We start from the raw sequence: 14,741 nt of genomic DNA, 5'->3' as shown, positions 1-14,741 counted from the left end.
TCAGTCTTGAGTCGGGAATGCCTGCTGCATCACGCGCTCCATCGCGGCGCTGCGGCTGGCTTTGAAAAGGACGACGTCACCGGCGACGGCGTGGCTGGCGAGCCAGGCGGCGGCTTCGGCTTGGTCGGGGAAATGCTCGACCGTGACGGCCCCCTCGGCGATGCCCTCGGACCCCGGACCTACGGCAACCACCGTAAGTCCGCGCGAGGCGGCGAGGCGGCCCACCTTCAGGTGCGCCTCCGGGCCATGGCTGCCGAGCTCGCCCATGCGGCCCAGCACCGCGATGCGCTTGCCACTGCCACTCCGCACCGGCGTCTCCGCCAGCGTGTCGATCGCCGCGGCCATCGACTCGGGATTTGCATTGTAGGTATCGTCGAAGACCACGACGCCGCCGCTGGTGAAACGACGCAGGCGGCCGCTGGTCAGCACGGCACCCGACAGCCCGGCGGCGATCTCCTCCGGATCGATGCCGAGGAACCATCCGGCCCCTGCGGCGAGCAGGGCATTCGTCACCATGTGGCGGCCGGCCACCGGCAGGTCCACCTCCGCGGCAGGCTTGCCGGAGATGACCAGCGTGAAGCGCGAGCCGCTTTCCGAGGTGACCAGGTTTTCCGCACGGATCTCGCCGCGGCCATTTCCCACACAGATCACGCGGGCCTTGGTACGACGCTTGAAGTAGTCGTGGAAATCGCAGCCGGCGGGAATGAACAGCGCACCGTCTTCCGGCAGGCTGCGGGCTAGCGCGCCCTTTTCCTCGGCGATCGATTCGCGGCTGCCCATGTACTCGATGTGGGCGGTGCCGATATTCGTGATGATGCCCAGCCCGGGCCGCGCGATCTCGCACAGCGGCGCGATCTCGCCGGGGTGATTCATCCCCATCTCGAAGACGGCGGCCGTATGGCTGTCCTCCAGCGAGAGCACGCTGAGCGGCACGCCGATGTGATTGTTCAGGTTCCCCCGGGTGGCGCACACGCTGAAGGCGCGGCCAAGCACGGCAGTGGTGAAGTCCTTCGTGCTCGTCTTGCCATTCGAGCCCGTGATGCCCACCACCGGGATCTCGCGCTGGCGGCGATACCATGCGGCGAAGCGCTGCAGCGCGGCCAGGCCATCCGGCACCTGCACCACCGCGGTATCCTCCAGGCAATCACCTTCCCAGCGCTCCACCACGGCGACCGAGGCTCCCGCCGCGATCGCCTGGCAGGCGAAGTCATTCGCATCGAAGCGGTCGCCGCGCAGGGCAAAGAATGCCGAGCCGGGGGGAATCGTCCGCGTGTCCGTGGAGACAGCTGAAGCAAGCACGTCGCCACGTCCGGCAGCGATCACGCCGCCGGCATGCCGGGCCAGGGTGCTTGCGTCGATGGGTGTCATCGCTTGCGCTGCGGTGGTTCGGGACGCTCGGCCAGGGCGCGGCGCGCCTCGCGACGGTCGTCGAAGTCGATGGTGCGGTCGGAGAATTGCTGGTAGGTCTCGTGGCCCTTGCCCGCGATCAGGACGATGTCCCCCTGCCCTGCGGCATGGATCGCGATGCGGATCGCCTCGGCGCGATCCACCACGCTGCGGTAGCGGGTGCCGGTCATGCCGGACTCGATCTCCTTGAGAATGGCTTCCGGCTCCTCGCTGCGCGGATTGTCCGAGGTGATGATGCAGGCGTCGCTGATCTCGGACGCGGCCTTGCCCATCAGCGGGCGCTTCTTCTTGTCGCGATCCCCGCCACAGCCGAAGACGGTGATGAGGCGGTTCGGATTCAGCTCCTTCAGCGTGCGGCACGCATTCGTCACCGCATCCGGCGTGTGCGCATAGTCCACGAAGACGGTCACACCGTCCTTCGTCCCGCAGAATTCCATGCGTCCGGGCACCTGCGGGGCCTCGGCGATGGCAGCGACGGCGTCGCGCACCTTGATCTTCATCGCGCTCGCAGCGGCGAGTGCGGAGAGGATGTTATAGACATTGAAGCGGCCGATGAGCGGGGCGCGGACGAGGTAGGATTTCCCCTTCGCCGTCAGCTCGAATTCCATGCCGCGCGCGCTCTGCTTGAAGTTGTTCGCGCGGAAGTCGCAGTGGACGTTGAAGCCGTACTTGATGAGCGGCAGGCGGTCACCCAGCAGGTCCACCAGCTTCTCGCCGTAGCCGTCGTCGAAATTCACCACCGCCACCGGCTTTTTGCCGAGCGGGTCGATGGCCAGCGACTCGAACCACGAGAACTTCGTCGCGGCATACGCGTCCAGCGTGCCGTGGTAGTCCAGGTGATCCTGCGTGAGATTCGTGAAGACGGCCGCGTCGAAGGCGACGCCGTCGATGCGCTTCTGGTCGATGCCGTGCGAGGACACCTCCATGGCCGCGCCGCGGCAGCCGTGCTCCACCATGCTGGCCAGCAGGGCATTCAACTCCACCGGTCCCGGCGTGGTGAAATTCGCGGGCTTCGCCTGCTCGCCATCGTCCACCACCACCGTGCCGATCATGCCGGCGCGGTGCCACACCCGCTTCATCAGGTGATGGAGCAGGAAGGCAGTCGTGGTCTTGCCATTCGTCCCGGTCACACCGGCGAGGCGCAGCTTTTTCGAGGGCTCGCCCGCGAGCAGGCGCGCGAAGGCCGCGAGCGCGTGCCGTGTATCGCTGACCTGGATGAAGGGAGTCTCGTCCGGGTGGCCCTCGTCCGCCGCCGTGTCGGAGATGATGACGGCAGCTCCGCGCGACAGCGCCGCAGGGATGAAATCGCGACCGTCCTGGCTTTCACCACGCACGGCCACGAAGGCAACGCCCGGCCCCACAAGGCGTGAGTCAGACGTCACCGCTTGGATTTCGGTGTCGAGATTACCAGCGTGCAAAGGCCGGTCGAGGTGGGCGATGAGATCGCGTAAAATCACGGTTTCTTGGTTCCGGCGAGCTTGTCCTTGTCCTTCTCCTCCACCGGCTCGTCCGGGGTGAGATTCATGTGGGCGGCGAGTCGGGTGCCGACCTTGGCGAAAACGGGAGCGGCGATGGTGCCGCCGTAGCGGGAGACCTTCGTGGTGAGCGGATCGTCGATGACCACCACGCACACGAAGGCGGGATCCTTTGCCGGCAGCATGCCCGCGTAGGATACGGTGTAGTGCCCGGCCTGATATCGGCCTTTTTCGATGCGGACGGCGGTCCCGGTTTTCCCCGCGCCGCTGTAGCCCGGCACCTTTGCCTGCAGAGCGGTGCCCTTCACGTCCACCACCTTCTGCAGTGCGCCGCGCATGGCCTTCGCCGTCTCCGGGCGCAGGACCTCGCTTACCACCTCGGGCTCGAATTCTTCGACCACCACGCCGTTGTTCGCGGTGATCGATTTCACGATGTGCGGCTTGCGCAGCTTGCCGTCGCTCGCGATGGCGCAGTAGGCGGAGGCCACCTGCAGCGGCGTCACCGCCAGTGCGTAGCCATAGGTCGCACGGGAGAAGTCCACCGGATTCCCGGAATTCCGCACCACGCCGCGGCTCTCGCCGCTGAGGAGGATGCCGGATTTTTTCCCAAAGCCGAAGTCGGCCATGTATTCGTAGAAGCGGCCCGAGCCGAGCTGCTGGCCCAGCTTGTAGGCACCGATGTTGCTCGACTTCGCGAGCACGCCTTCCACGGAGAGGTAGCCGTAGGGGTGGTGATCCGGCACGCGGACCTTCCCCTGCTGGTAGAGGCCGTTGTGGCAAAAGATGGAGGTCTGCGGCGTGACGAGCCTCTCGTTCATGGCGGCGGCTGCTGCCACGATCTTGATGGTACTACCCGGCTCGTAGATCGCCTGCATGGCGAAATTCATGCCGCGCTGGTCCTTGCCGATGTCCTTCAGCGTGTTGAGATTGAAATGCGGCCTGCTGGCCATGCCGAGGATCTCGCTGGTCTTCGGGTCCATCACGATGATGCACCCGCGCTTGCTCTCCCAGTCGGTGAGCGCGGCATCCAGCTCTTCCTCCACGATCGCCTGCACGCCCATGTCCAGCGTGAGCTGCACGTCCAGCCCGGCGCGCGGCGGCTTCAGGCTGCTCGTATCCCCGGGGATGCGCGCACCGTTCGGCGCACGGCGGTGCTCCTGCCAGCCATCGCTGCCGGCGAGATATTCCTCCAGCGCGGACTCGATGCCGAATTTCCCCACCGGACGGAAGGTCTTGCGTCCGTTCTCATCGATATCCTCCTGCTCGCCCGTGAAGCCCACGACGTGCGTCGCCAGATCCGGCGAGGTGTACCAGCGCTTGAAGGACTCGCGCAGGAAGAAGCCTTCCAGCCAGTGCTTCGAGATGATCTCGCGGACGCGCTCGATGTCGTCGGCGGGGCGATCCTTCACCAGGCAAAACTCCATCGAGCGGCGATCGACCGCCTTCTTGATCTGCGAGTGCATGTCCTCGCGCTTCATGCCCAGCGGGCGCGCGAGCAGGCTCACCGCCTGGGCGATGCCCTTTTCGACCAGCGTGCCGGGCGGCATGTCCTCGGCGTCCTTCAGGATGACGCTGCGCTCGGCATACACGCGGCTCTTCCGGTCCTGCGGCGAGAGGGTCTCCCAGTCCGCCTCCGCGCTCGCGCGCTCGTAGGCCAGCGGGAAGGAGACGAGAAGCGGGTCCGTCAGGTGATTCAGGTCCACGAAGACGGAGGCCACCGGCATGCTCTTCGCCAGCACTTCCTCATTCCGGTCCACGATCGTCCCGCGCAGACCCGCGAGCACCTCGCGGCGCTCGAAGGTCTGGCGGGCCTTGTTCGCGTAGTGTTTCCGATCCCACACCTGGATCTGGATCAAGCGCACTGAAAGCACGCTGAGCCCGGTCACAAGGACCGAGCACAGCAACACACACCTGGTCTGAAAGTGTCTCCGGGTCATGATGGCTCGCGGACATCGGCGACCTCCGAGCCGGGCCGGGCCACGGGCAACTGCCGCGGGCGGACCTCCTCGATGTCGGCGGGAGTGATGGGTACGAGACCGGAGCCGGACTCCTTGAGCCGCTCCTTCATTTCAAATCGGTCGAGCAGCTTGTCCGTCCGCACCTCGATCATGCGGATCTTCACCTTCGTCTGCTCGATGCGCGTCTGCGCCTGGTCGATCTGGCGCTCCACCTGCACCTGCGAGTTCTTCGCCACCGCGTGCATGATGCCGCCGGCGATCACCACCAGTGCGGCGAGGATCAGCGTGATGAAAACGGAGATATGAGTCGTGGGCTCGGAGCGGAGTCGATTCATCGGGGTGAGACGGTGGGGTCCAGAAGCTCGGCGACCCGCAGTTTTGCACTGCGGGCCCGCGGGTTGATTCGGATCTCTGCGTCGCTGGCTGCGATCGCTTTTCTAACAGGAAGGTGCAGGCACCAGTCGGGATTCGGCCGCGGTGCCGGCCAGTCGGGCTGGTCCAGCCAAGGCTTCGCGCGGTGCTGCATGAAGCGCTTCACCATGCGGTCCTCCAGGCTGTGGAAAGTGATGATCAGCAGGCGGCCTCCCGGCTTCAGCACGTCGAGCGCGGCTTCCATCGCGCGCTCCAGCGAGCCGAGCTCGTCATTCACCGTCATGCGGATGGCTTGGAAGGCCTTCGTCGCCGGGTGGATGCGGCCGTGGCGGCCGATGACCTTTTCGATGCACTCGGCCAGATCCGTCGTGGTCGTGAACTCGCGCTCGGCGCGGCGTTTCACGATGGCGGCGGCGATTCGGCGGGCCTTTGGCTCCTCGCCGAGCTCGAAGAAAATACGGACCAGCTCCGACTCCGCCCACGTATTCACCACGTGCGCGGCGTCAAAGGGACATGCAGGTCCCATGCGCATGTCGAGGGGGCCCGCGCCGCGGAACGAGAAGCCCCGCTCCGCGGCGTCGAGCTGCCGGGACGAGACCCCGAGGTCCAAAAGCAGGCCATCGGCCCGCGTTTCCCCCCGGACCTCGGGGATGTCCCGGAGATCTGCGAAATTTCCCTGCCAGGTGCGGAAGCGGTCGCCATAGGCGGCCAGCCGCTGCGATGCGAAGGCGAGTGCCTCGGGATCGCGGTCGATGCCGATGACGGACGCGCCGGCCTTCAGGAAAGCCTCGCTGTGACCGCCACCGCCGAGGGTGCCGTCGATGATCAGCTTGCCCTCCTGCGCGGCCATCCACTCCACCGTCTCGGCAGGGAGCACGGAGAGGTGATAGCCGTTCGCTTCATTTGTCTGGAAAACTCCCTCCGACGGCCGCCGCCCCGCCAACCAGCCATGGAATGCGGGGCGGACAGCCGTTTGGGAATGGCCGGAAGGGCGCGCTGTCCCGAGTGCGCCGGTCCGTGCCGATGGAAAATTTCCGGTGACCCGCGCGGACAACCAGCCAGAAGCCGCGCGGATCAACGGATTGAAAAGCGAAAGGGGTACTGTCCCGAGTGACCCCTTCCGCCCAGCCAGGAAAGCCATCGGCCGCCGACCCGCCAACCAGCCATGGAATGCGGGGCGGACAGCCGTTTGGGTGTGAAGCGAGAGGCGCGCTGTCCCGAGTGCGCCCGTCGTTTCGGATGGAAAATCGCCGGCGACCCGCGCGGACAACCAGCCAGAAGCCGCGCGGATCACCGATGTAAGGGACGAAGGAGGCACTGTCCCGAGTAGCCTCATCCGCCCAGCCTGGAAAATCTCCGGCCGCCGCCCCGCCAACCAGCCATGGAACGCGAGACGGACAGCCGTGTAGGGATGGCCGGAAGGGCGCGCTGTCCCGAGTGCGCCGGTCCGGACCGATGGGAAAACAGATGCCAACCCCGGCACCCGGCTTTCTCCCGCGGTGGGTGCCGCGAGTCCGCCTTGTGCGGATGCCAGGGTTGGAGGGGCGAACAGCATGTTGTCGCTTCGTGGGTGTGGGTGAAATCTTCTGGAAAAGGGTGGTCTGTCACAGGACGCCGAGGTCGCCGTCGTCCATGCCGAGCTCGATCTCGGTGATGCGTTCGAAGGTCTCCTGCGTGCAGAGCATGTAGAAGGGGCCGCGGCCGGCGAGGATCACCGGACCATCCGCCTTCAGCCCGACCCGCTCGCTCCAGTCCTTCGGGACGGTGAGCTTGCCCTGGCTGCTGACGCTGGCCTTCTTCGACATCATCCGCAGGTGCCCGACGATCTGCTGCTTCTTCGCAGGGGTCAGATTGCTCTGCTCCACCTGCTCGAACTTCAGGTCGAACTCCGCCTCGCCGTACACCTTGATCACCGGCAGGTCGTGCTCCTTGGAGAGCTGCAACCGGATCGGCGTCTCCTCGGTCTCCGGGCGCCACTCGACAGGGACGGAAACCCGAAACTTCGGGTCCATCTTGTAGTCGAAATGACTCTCGTGGACTTTGGACTTGGAGGACATCAGAGGCGGGAACGCCCGCGGAATGCCCTAGAGTTCACCAAAGTACACTAACACCGTCAAACCAAATTCAGAATTTCCCTGTTGAAATTTTAAATCACTATAAATCAGTGATTTGTATTGTGAATTTGGATGCATCACCACTGCCGGATTCACTTTTTCAAACACCCGGATGGCTAATTTTTTGAAAAATTGACCCTAAAATTTGGCCTCCGAGCACTCGCGGCGGACTGTCGTGCATCTGGAGTGTACTTGAAAGCCAATTTGTGTGTTCCGGTGTACTGATCCCCGCCGAAGCCCGGGAATCGGTCCGGGTCCGGAGCGATTTCCAGCGCTCCCGCAGAATGCCCCCCGGTAGAAAGAAACGCCTTCCGGTCCCGCGCCACCTGCTGCCTACTTCCTTCATGAACGCCGCCTCCCTCGCCGACTCCGCCCGCACCGATGCCACCCTGCCCGCAGGCCTGAGCCCGACGGAGGAGACCCTGTGGCTCGCCCGCGCCGGGAAATGGGACGCCGCCCACGATGCCTGCCAGGATCTCCCCGACCCCGCCGGCGCCTGGATCCACGCCTGGCTCCACCGCGAGGAAGGCGACTACGGGAATGCCTGCTACTGGTACTCCCGCGCCGGGAAGCCCGCCCCATCCCGCAATGCCCCGCTCGAGGCCGAGTGGATGGAGATCGCCCGCGCGCTCTGTAGGTGAGGCCACGCTTCCCCCACCCGCAGCCCCGGGATCCCGGAAGCCATATCGTAACAGCGCCCCTCAGATGAAACGGATCGCAGCCGTCCTTGTTTCCCTCCTGCTGACAGGATGCTCCGGGCCCTCGAAATTTGAAAAGCTCGTCGGAGTGGAAGAGCCCCTCGTGAGTTCACGGGAAGAATCCGGAGTCCGCTTCCACAGGGAGTACTACGTTTACAACAAGACGTCGAAGGACGGAGCCAGCAACTTCGACTCCATCTGTGCAAAGCTCTCCGGAAAGTACGATACTGATAGTGGATTCAATCCCGGTTCGGTGAAGTTCGAGCTCGGCAAGTTTGGACACCCGCCCGGTCCCCCGAAAGGATTCGAGGAGCAATACTCCGCCAACATCACAAGGCACTACTGCTTGGAATCAAGGGATCGGATGCACGTCATCCATGTGTACGAATCCAGCCAGCATGTCTGCGTTCTCCTGGCAGATGGATCATGAGACCGTTCAGCGCCCTCGACACATGCACGAGGGACTCTGCGCGATCACATGTTCCCCATGTCCGACACGATCTTCACGAGAGGCAGGAAGATCGCGAACACCATTACCGGGATGAAGACCGACATCAGCAGGAGGCCGATGCCTGCCATCCATGCGGCCATCTTGCCCTTCGACCAGATGAAGAACGCCGTGACCGCGGCGAGGACGAGCACCAGCAGCAGGATCGTGCCGCCATTCCGCGTCACCATCATGCTGAGCGCCGGCAGCTCCGCGTCTCCCAGCTCCGCATACATCGCGCCGAACTTCCCGGCGATGGAACTCACCATCATCGCGAGCAGCAGGAGGATGAGCGTCAGCACCGACGCAAAGATCCGGGCCAGCAACAGGCCCTGAGAAGCCTGGGCCGCCGAGCGCTCGACGGTTATCTCGATGGGTTCACTCATCTTCTTTCTTCTTCTCTTCCTTCCCGCCGAAGATGTCCAGCAATCCACCGACTTCCTTCACCACGCCCGCCGCTTCGTCGATCACGCCCTTGCCTTGCTCGATGACTCCCTTGCCCTGCTCGATCACGGTGTCGGCGCTTTGCTTCAACTGCGCCTGCATGTCCTGATCGAGCGCCTGCGTGGTGAATTTCAGCACCTTCTCCCCGGTCTCCGGGATGATCTCGATCATCCGCATGCCGGCCGCCGCGATGAGGCGCTGGGACAGATCCTCCTCCGGATCCTCCAGCGTGCCGGAGATGTGCAGCGTGGTCCACAGCAGGCCGCGCTCGCCGGGGGCGAAGACGATGGTCTCCGCGCCGGGGATGCGCGCCAGGATGCCGGGCACCAGGCCGAGGCGGAAGCGCCCGTCGATGCGCTCCTGCTTGTCCACCTGCAGCGAGCCTTCCAGCCGCACGAGCCCCTCGCTGGAGAGGATGATATTCTTCAGCGTCATCGCGCCGTCTTCCCAGCGATAATCCAGCGAGCCCTTCTCGAGCGCGATCCGGCGGAAGCGCGTGGTGTCCGCATACGCCGCGAGCGAGTCGAGCAGCGGCAGCGCGGTCAGCACGCCATTCGCATGCGTCAGGCTGCCCTCCACGATCGGGCCGTTCTTCCCGGACTCGACGGTGAATTCCGTGTCCACCTTTCCCGCCACGCGCTGCTTCCAATCTTCCGGCAGGATCTCGTCGCACATCACGTCGCGCAGGTGGCCATTGAAGACATAGCCGTCGCCCTTCACGGACATCTCGCCATTCAGGTCGAGCCGCCCGCTTTGATAGACTTGGAAATCCGCGGCGGAGAGCGAGACGGTGTCCTGGTGATAGCGCAGGCGGGCCTTGCCCAGATTCATCGGCGGGGCCCATTCCCACGGCAGCTTCACCGTGCCATCGGTGCCCTCCGCGCGATAGCTGCCCTTCGCTTCATCCGGGGTGACCTTCCACGAGGTTCCCGAGATGCTGACGGGTCCGCTGCGGGTGATCACCTTGAGGGCGGAATTTCCCACGTCCACCTTCCGCAGGTCCACCTCGTCGGGCACGAGGCTGTCGTACCACTTCTTTCCCCGCGGTGGTGGCGGGGGTTGCACCGTGGCCGGGGGCAGATCCTTCACGCGGTCCGCGGCGGTGGTGTCGATGACCACCTCGATCTTCCGCGCACGCGCCTCGTCGATGCGCCACACGCCCTCCCACCATCCGCCGAGGCCCACGTCCACGCGCAGGCCCTCGGAATTGATCGACTGCACGATCGCCTCGCCGGATGCGGTGAAGGAGTCCGTGGTCATGCTCGTGCCCGCCCAGCGGAAGGGGCTGAACTCACAGGTCACGCCGATCGCCTTGCCTGCCTCCGTCGCCAGCATGTGGCGGAAGCTCTCCCCGTGCAGCCAGCTCCGCAGGCCGATGTAGCCGCCGCCGAGCAGGGCCACCGCACCGCCAAAGGCGATCACCGCGCCGCGCACCAGCCAGCGATTGCTGCTGCCACCTTTCGCCCCCGCGGCCTTCTTGCGCCTTTCTCTCCGGCTCATGCGGGGAAAGCTGGCCGCTTTATCCCCGCGGGGCCAGAGGATTTCATTGGGGTGTTCGTCGGGAACTTCACCTCGAATCTGAGATCTCAGATCTCAAATTTCAGATTTTAAATTTCAGATCCCTAACCTCAGATCTCGAATCGGGACGGACTTCCATCAAAGCGGGCCATTCCGCTGTTCCCACAATCTTCTCGCGGGATGCTCGGGCGGGAGCTTTGAAACCATCTCCTTCTCCCTGGCCGCGAAAGCCTTCCGGCCTTCCTCCCCGGTCTTGCGCTTTTGCCATTCCTCGCGTGTCCGGTCATTCAGGTGGCGTTGACCGGTGATATCGCTGTTTTGAAGCGAGTCCGCCCAACCCCACATCTGACGGGAGCAGCTCTCCGCGAGGGATCTCAAATTTGAGATCTCGGATTTGAAATCCACCAGCGCAGGCCTGCGCCCGAAGAAGCAAAGCATCGACCTGACCTCCCCCGCCGAGCCGCGGGCGATGTAGAGAAAGGCCAGCAACTCATTCGTCGTCCCCCGCTCGAAGCCCTCGGCGATGTTGTTCGACACTGACAGCGAGCAGCGGTCGAGTTGATCGCGCTTCGAGTAGGTGATCCGGTCCTTCGCAGCAATGAGGAAGTCCTCGCATCCCTCCGCCAGCCGGATGGCATCCTGCCACACGGGCACATCTTCGAAGCGCTGATAAGTCATTGGTAGGTGATGATGGAAAATTTGAGATCTGAAATTTCAGATCTCATATTGAATCCCCTCGTAGAAGCAGATTCCACAACAGCTCGCCTTCAACCGTTGCAGCTCTACTTCGCCCTTCCTTACGAGACGCCGCATCCCCGGCGTCCCGGTGATTCATCAATTCCTCCCCTCCGCGTCTCTCCGCGACCTCTGCGTCTCCCCGGTCATCCCCACAGGGACGCGACCCATGTAAAGCCATGCCTCTGCCCCCTCACAGATCCGCGAAGAGATCGAGCTGCGGTGCATTGGCCGAGGGCATCGCATCCTGGCGCGTGTTCTTCGCCTTCGGCCCCTGCTTCTTCGCATCGGGCTTCGCGGAGTGCAGCTCGAGGTGCGAGAGGATGGACTTCGCCCGCTCGATGATCGGCTTCGGCAAGCCGGCGAGACGCGCGACCTGGATGCCGTAGCTCTTGTCCGCAGCGCCGGGCAGGATCTTGCGGAGGAAGATGATCTCGTCGTTCCACTCGCGCACCGCCACATTGAAATTCGCCACTGCGGGCCGCGTGTTCGCGAGATCCGTGAGCTCGTGGTAATGCGTCGCGAAGAGCGTCCGGCAGCCCACCACATCGTGCAGGTGCTCCGCCACCGCCCACGCGATGGACAGGCCATCGAAGGTCGCGGTGCCGCGGCCGATCTCGTCCAGAATGACCAGCGAGCGATCCGTGGCGTGATTCAGGATCAGCGCCGTTTCATTCATCTCCACCATGAAGGTGGACTGCCCGCGAGACAGGTCATCCGAGGCACCCACCCGGCAGAAGATACGATCCACCATGCCCACCACGGCATGGTCCGCGGGGACGTATGCCCCGGTCTGCGCCATCAGCGTGATGAGCGCCACCTGGCGGATGTAGGTGGATTTGCCCGCCATGTTAGGACCTGTTAGAATCTGAAGCAACGACTCGGCGGGATCGAAGGCGGTGTCGTTCGGCACGAATTTCTCCTCCACCAGCGTCTGCTCCAGCACGGGGTGGCGGCCGTTGTCGATGATGAGATTCCGCGAGTCCTCCAGCACCGGGCGCACGTGGCCATGGGTCTGTGCCGTCTCCGCCAGTCCGCACAGCACGTCCACCTCCGCGATGGCCGCCGCCGCGCCCTGCAGCGCCACGAGGTCCCGGCAGACCTCGCTCCGGAGCTGGAGGAAGAGCTCCTGCTCCAGTTGCTTCGCGCGCTCCTCGGCGCCCAGCACCTTGTTCTCCATCTCCTTCAGCGCCGGGGTGATGTAGCGCTCGCAGTTCGCCATCGTCTGCTTGCGCGTGTAGTCATCCGGCACCTTGTCCAGCTTCGACGAGGTGATCTCGATGAAGTAGCCGAAGACGTTGTTGAACTTCACCTTCAGCGACTCGATGCCCGTGCGCTTGCGCTCGTCTTCCTGGAGCTTGGCGATCCACGACTTGCCATCGCGCGAGAGCGAGCGCAGCTCGTCCAGCTCCGGCGAGTGTCCGTCGCGGATCATGCCGCCATCTTTCAGCGTCGCCGGAGGCTCGTCGGAAAGCGATGCCTGCAGGTGATCCACCAGCTCCGGGAAGGCGCGCAGCCCCGGCGCATGTGGCACGCCCAAGCAGCCGAGATCCTCCTGCAGCGCGGGGATGTGCGCGAGCGACACTGACAGCGCCTGGAGGTCGCGCGCATTTCCCGCTCCCTGCGAGAGACGGCCTACCGTGCGCTCGATGTCGCGGATGCCTTGCAGGGATTCACGGCACTTCGAAAGGATGAAGGGCTGCGCGAGCAATGCCGCGATGAAATCATGCCGCCGTCCCAACTCCGCGCGATCCCGCAGCGGGTGCAGGATCCAGTCCCGAAGCAACCGCGCGCCCATCGGCGTCCGCGTCCGGTCCAGCACGCCGAGCAGCGTGTGCTTCTTCCCCGAGCGCGAGTCGATGAGGTCGAGATTCCGTTGCGAGGCGGCATCGATCAGCACGTGGTCCGCATTCTCCCGCACCCGCAGCGCGCGCATGTGCTCGCACGGGCGGCGGAGCTGATGGACCAGATAGTGAAGGATGGCCCCCGCAGCCGCGACCGCCGAATGCGCCTCGCCGCAGCCGTAGCCATCCAGCGAGTGCACACCGAAGTGATCGCACAGCATCTGCCGCGCGGGGTCCGGCAGGAAGGCATAGCCATCGTACGGCTGCGCCGCGGGCAGGTGGCCGAAGACGGCGAGCTGCTCGTCCGAAATCAGCAACTCCGATGGCGTGAGCCGCGCCAGCTCGTCATCGAGCTGCGCCTGGTCCGCGAATTCCGCGACGGTGAATTCCCCCGTCGAATGGTCCACGCAGGCGAGCCCGCGGGCCTTCCCGAGGTGAAAAACCGCCGCGAGGTAGTTCGGCCGCTGGTCATCCAGCAGGTGGCTCTCGATGATGGAGCCTGCGGAAATGATGCGCGTGATCTCGCGCTCGACGATCTTCCCCGGCTTCGGCTCGCTGGTTTGCTCGGCGATGGCGACGCGCTTCGAGGCCTTCACCAGCTTCGCGATGTAGGCGTCCGCAGCGTGGTAGGGCACGCCGCACATGGGGATCGCGTTCCGCTTCGTCAGCGCCACATTCAGGATGGGGGCCGCGGTCTTCGCGTCCTCGAAGAACATCTCGTAGAAATCGCCGAGGCGGTAGAGCAGCAGCACGTCGTCAGGCAGCGAGCGGCGCATGGCCTGGTACTGCGCCATCATCGGAGTGAGCGTCGGAGCGGCGGACATTTGTGGGCGGATTTGAGCGGCCAGAGAGCGGCGGGTGAAGCGGAAAGGCAGGCCATTATTCCCGTTATTTTCAGGCGAACACCTACCACTTTCCCTACCTTGACAGTTCGCCGGGGGGCACGCTGTATGCGGACGCGTATGAGAAAACTGATCTTCCCCGCCATGCTACTGGCGTCCGCCCTGATGCTACCCACCCCGGTCCGCGCCGATGACACCGCGCTGGGCAAGGAGATGGAAAGCATCGACTCCGCCTTCAAGGCCTTCCGCCGCGAGACCGACCCGGCGAAGGGTGCCAAGGCCGCCCGCGAAGGCCAGGAGGCCGTGCTGAAGTCGCTGCCCCTGGTCCCGGCCATGATCGCAAAGATGCCCGCCGGTGAAGCGAAGGACAAGGCCATCGCCGCCTACCGCCTGCAGATGGGCCAGCTCTTCGTCGTCTTCTGCGAAGTCGAGTCCGCCTTCATCGCCAAGGACATCCCGACCGTGACCAAGCTCGTCGAGACCGTGAAGGGCTCCAAGAAGAAGGGCCACGACGATTTCATCGAAGACGAGGAGTGATCCTGCGATGGGCCTTGGCGGGATTTGGCCAAGGGTCCGACGATCTATTAGCCCGGGGCAGCGCAGCGTCGCCCCGGGTTTTTTCGTGTCGTGGGCAAGGATCGAGCAAGGAGGCCGCCGGAGTCACGACGCCAGAAACCTCCAAGGCAAGAACCCGCCGAATTCTTCAGGGCCAAAGGCCCGAGCATCCCTCAGCCCGGGCCAACGGCCCGGGTTTTTCATGCCGGCAAGTTGGCGGCCTGTAGGGCCGCGATAAGGGGACGCGGGTAAAAACGGGTGACGACCGTGAATCGGGAATCAAAGAGGCAGG

Annotated in this window: 13 protein-coding genes; 3 read left to right on the top strand and 10 right to left on the bottom strand. The window is 64.6% G+C overall.

What is annotated here, in order from left to right:
- The 6 genes from OKA04_RS08860 to OKA04_RS08835 form a co-directional block, all read right to left on the bottom strand.
- Nucleotides 1–1,368, bottom strand: a complete 1,368-nt coding sequence (locus tag OKA04_RS08860; RefSeq protein ID WP_264500791.1) for a UDP-N-acetylmuramoyl-tripeptide--D-alanyl-D-alanine ligase — start codon at nucleotides 1,366–1,368, stop codon at nucleotides 1–3.
- Nucleotides 1,365–2,864 carry a UDP-N-acetylmuramoyl-L-alanyl-D-glutamate--2,6-diaminopimelate ligase gene (locus OKA04_RS08855; RefSeq protein WP_264500790.1) on the bottom strand — a complete coding sequence of 500 codons (1,500 nt, stop codon included), beginning with the start codon at nucleotides 2,862–2,864 and terminating at the stop codon, nucleotides 1,365–1,367. The genes OKA04_RS08860 and OKA04_RS08855 overlap by 4 nt, the downstream gene beginning before the upstream one ends.
- Nucleotides 2,861–4,738, bottom strand: a complete 1,878-nt coding sequence (locus OKA04_RS08850; protein ID WP_264500789.1) for a peptidoglycan D,D-transpeptidase FtsI family protein — start codon at nucleotides 4,736–4,738, stop codon at nucleotides 2,861–2,863. Before OKA04_RS08850 ends, OKA04_RS08855 begins: the two co-directional genes overlap by 4 nt.
- A gap of 77 nt (nucleotides 4,739–4,815) precedes the next feature.
- Nucleotides 4,816–5,175: a hypothetical protein gene (locus tag OKA04_RS08845; RefSeq protein WP_264500788.1), complete on the bottom strand. Its 360-nt coding sequence runs from the start codon at nucleotides 5,173–5,175 to the stop codon at nucleotides 4,816–4,818.
- Nucleotides 5,172–6,155, bottom strand: coding sequence for a 16S rRNA (cytosine(1402)-N(4))-methyltransferase RsmH (gene rsmH / locus OKA04_RS08840; RefSeq protein WP_343226877.1), 984 nt, complete (start codon nucleotides 6,153–6,155; stop codon nucleotides 5,172–5,174). Before rsmH ends, OKA04_RS08845 begins: the two co-directional genes overlap by 4 nt.
- Before the next feature lie 661 nt (nucleotides 6,156–6,816).
- Nucleotides 6,817–7,269 (bottom strand): division/cell wall cluster transcriptional repressor MraZ, encoded by a 453-nt coding sequence (locus tag OKA04_RS08835; RefSeq protein ID WP_264500786.1) that lies wholly within the window; start codon nucleotides 7,267–7,269, stop codon nucleotides 6,817–6,819.
- Nucleotides 7,270–7,670: 401 nt separating this feature from the next.
- On the opposite strand from OKA04_RS08835, the gene OKA04_RS08830 reads away from it, so the two are divergent.
- Complete coding sequence (locus OKA04_RS08830) at nucleotides 7,671–7,967, top strand: hypothetical protein (protein WP_264500785.1); 297 nt, start codon at nucleotides 7,671–7,673, stop codon at nucleotides 7,965–7,967.
- Nucleotides 7,968–8,031: 64 nt separating this feature from the next.
- The gene (locus tag OKA04_RS08825) at nucleotides 8,032–8,454 is read left to right on the top strand and encodes a hypothetical protein (protein ID WP_264500784.1); all 423 of its coding nucleotides are present in this window, start codon (nucleotides 8,032–8,034) and stop codon (nucleotides 8,452–8,454) included.
- A gap of 44 nt (nucleotides 8,455–8,498) precedes the next feature.
- Here the strand turns inward: OKA04_RS08825 and OKA04_RS08820 are convergent, their stop codons facing one another.
- The 4 genes from OKA04_RS08820 to mutS form a co-directional block, all read right to left on the bottom strand.
- On the bottom strand, nucleotides 8,499–8,897 hold the full coding sequence (locus OKA04_RS08820) for a hypothetical protein (protein WP_264500783.1): 399 nt from the start codon (nucleotides 8,895–8,897) through the stop codon (nucleotides 8,499–8,501).
- Nucleotides 8,890–10,455: a translocation/assembly module TamB domain-containing protein gene (locus OKA04_RS08815; RefSeq protein WP_264500782.1), complete on the bottom strand. Its 1,566-nt coding sequence runs from the start codon at nucleotides 10,453–10,455 to the stop codon at nucleotides 8,890–8,892. Before OKA04_RS08815 ends, OKA04_RS08820 begins: the two co-directional genes overlap by 8 nt.
- Nucleotides 10,456–10,611: 156 nt before the next feature.
- Nucleotides 10,612–11,151 (bottom strand): four helix bundle protein, encoded by a 540-nt coding sequence (locus OKA04_RS08810; protein WP_264500781.1) that lies wholly within the window; start codon nucleotides 11,149–11,151, stop codon nucleotides 10,612–10,614.
- A gap of 250 nt (nucleotides 11,152–11,401) precedes the next feature.
- On the bottom strand, nucleotides 11,402–13,876 hold the full coding sequence (gene mutS, locus OKA04_RS08805) for a DNA mismatch repair protein MutS (RefSeq protein WP_264500780.1): 2,475 nt from the start codon (nucleotides 13,874–13,876) through the stop codon (nucleotides 11,402–11,404).
- A gap of 162 nt (nucleotides 13,877–14,038) precedes the next feature.
- Between mutS and OKA04_RS08800 the strand changes: the two genes are divergently transcribed.
- Entirely contained in the window at nucleotides 14,039–14,431 is a 393-nt protein-coding gene (locus OKA04_RS08800) for a cytochrome b562 (protein WP_264500779.1), read from the top strand.
- Nucleotides 14,432–14,741: the final 310 nt, after the last annotated feature.

It is taken from the genome of Luteolibacter flavescens (assembly GCF_025950085.1).
In the GTDB taxonomy this organism is placed as follows: Bacteria; Verrucomicrobiota; Verrucomicrobiia; order Verrucomicrobiales; family Akkermansiaceae; genus Haloferula; species Haloferula flavescens.
This window is presented reverse-complemented; position numbering and strand designations above follow the sequence as displayed.

Excerpts from the sequence above, each read along its gene's own strand:
- mutS (WP_264500780.1), bottom strand. The coding sequence starts at position 13,876 with ATGTCCGCCGCTCCGACGCTCACTCCGATGATGGCGCAGTACCAGGCC.
- OKA04_RS08800 (WP_264500779.1), top strand. The coding sequence starts at position 14,039 with ATGCTACTGGCGTCCGCCCTGATGCTACCCACCCCGGTCCGCGCCGAT.
- OKA04_RS08825 (WP_264500784.1), top strand. The coding sequence starts at position 8,032 with ATGAAACGGATCGCAGCCGTCCTTGTTTCCCTCCTGCTGACAGGATGC.
- OKA04_RS08860 (WP_264500791.1), bottom strand. The coding sequence starts at position 1,368 with ATGACACCCATCGACGCAAGCACCCTGGCCCGGCATGCCGGCGGCGTG.
- OKA04_RS08830 (WP_264500785.1), top strand. The coding sequence starts at position 7,671 with ATGAACGCCGCCTCCCTCGCCGACTCCGCCCGCACCGATGCCACCCTG.
- OKA04_RS08845 (WP_264500788.1), bottom strand. The coding sequence starts at position 5,175 with ATGAATCGACTCCGCTCCGAGCCCACGACTCATATCTCCGTTTTCATC.
- OKA04_RS08835 (WP_264500786.1), bottom strand. The coding sequence starts at position 7,269 with ATGTCCTCCAAGTCCAAAGTCCACGAGAGTCATTTCGACTACAAGATG.
- OKA04_RS08810 (WP_264500781.1), bottom strand. The coding sequence starts at position 11,151 with ATGACTTATCAGCGCTTCGAAGATGTGCCCGTGTGGCAGGATGCCATC.
- OKA04_RS08815 (WP_264500782.1), bottom strand. The coding sequence starts at position 10,455 with ATGAGCCGGAGAGAAAGGCGCAAGAAGGCCGCGGGGGCGAAAGGTGGC.
- OKA04_RS08820 (WP_264500783.1), bottom strand. The coding sequence starts at position 8,897 with ATGAGTGAACCCATCGAGATAACCGTCGAGCGCTCGGCGGCCCAGGCT.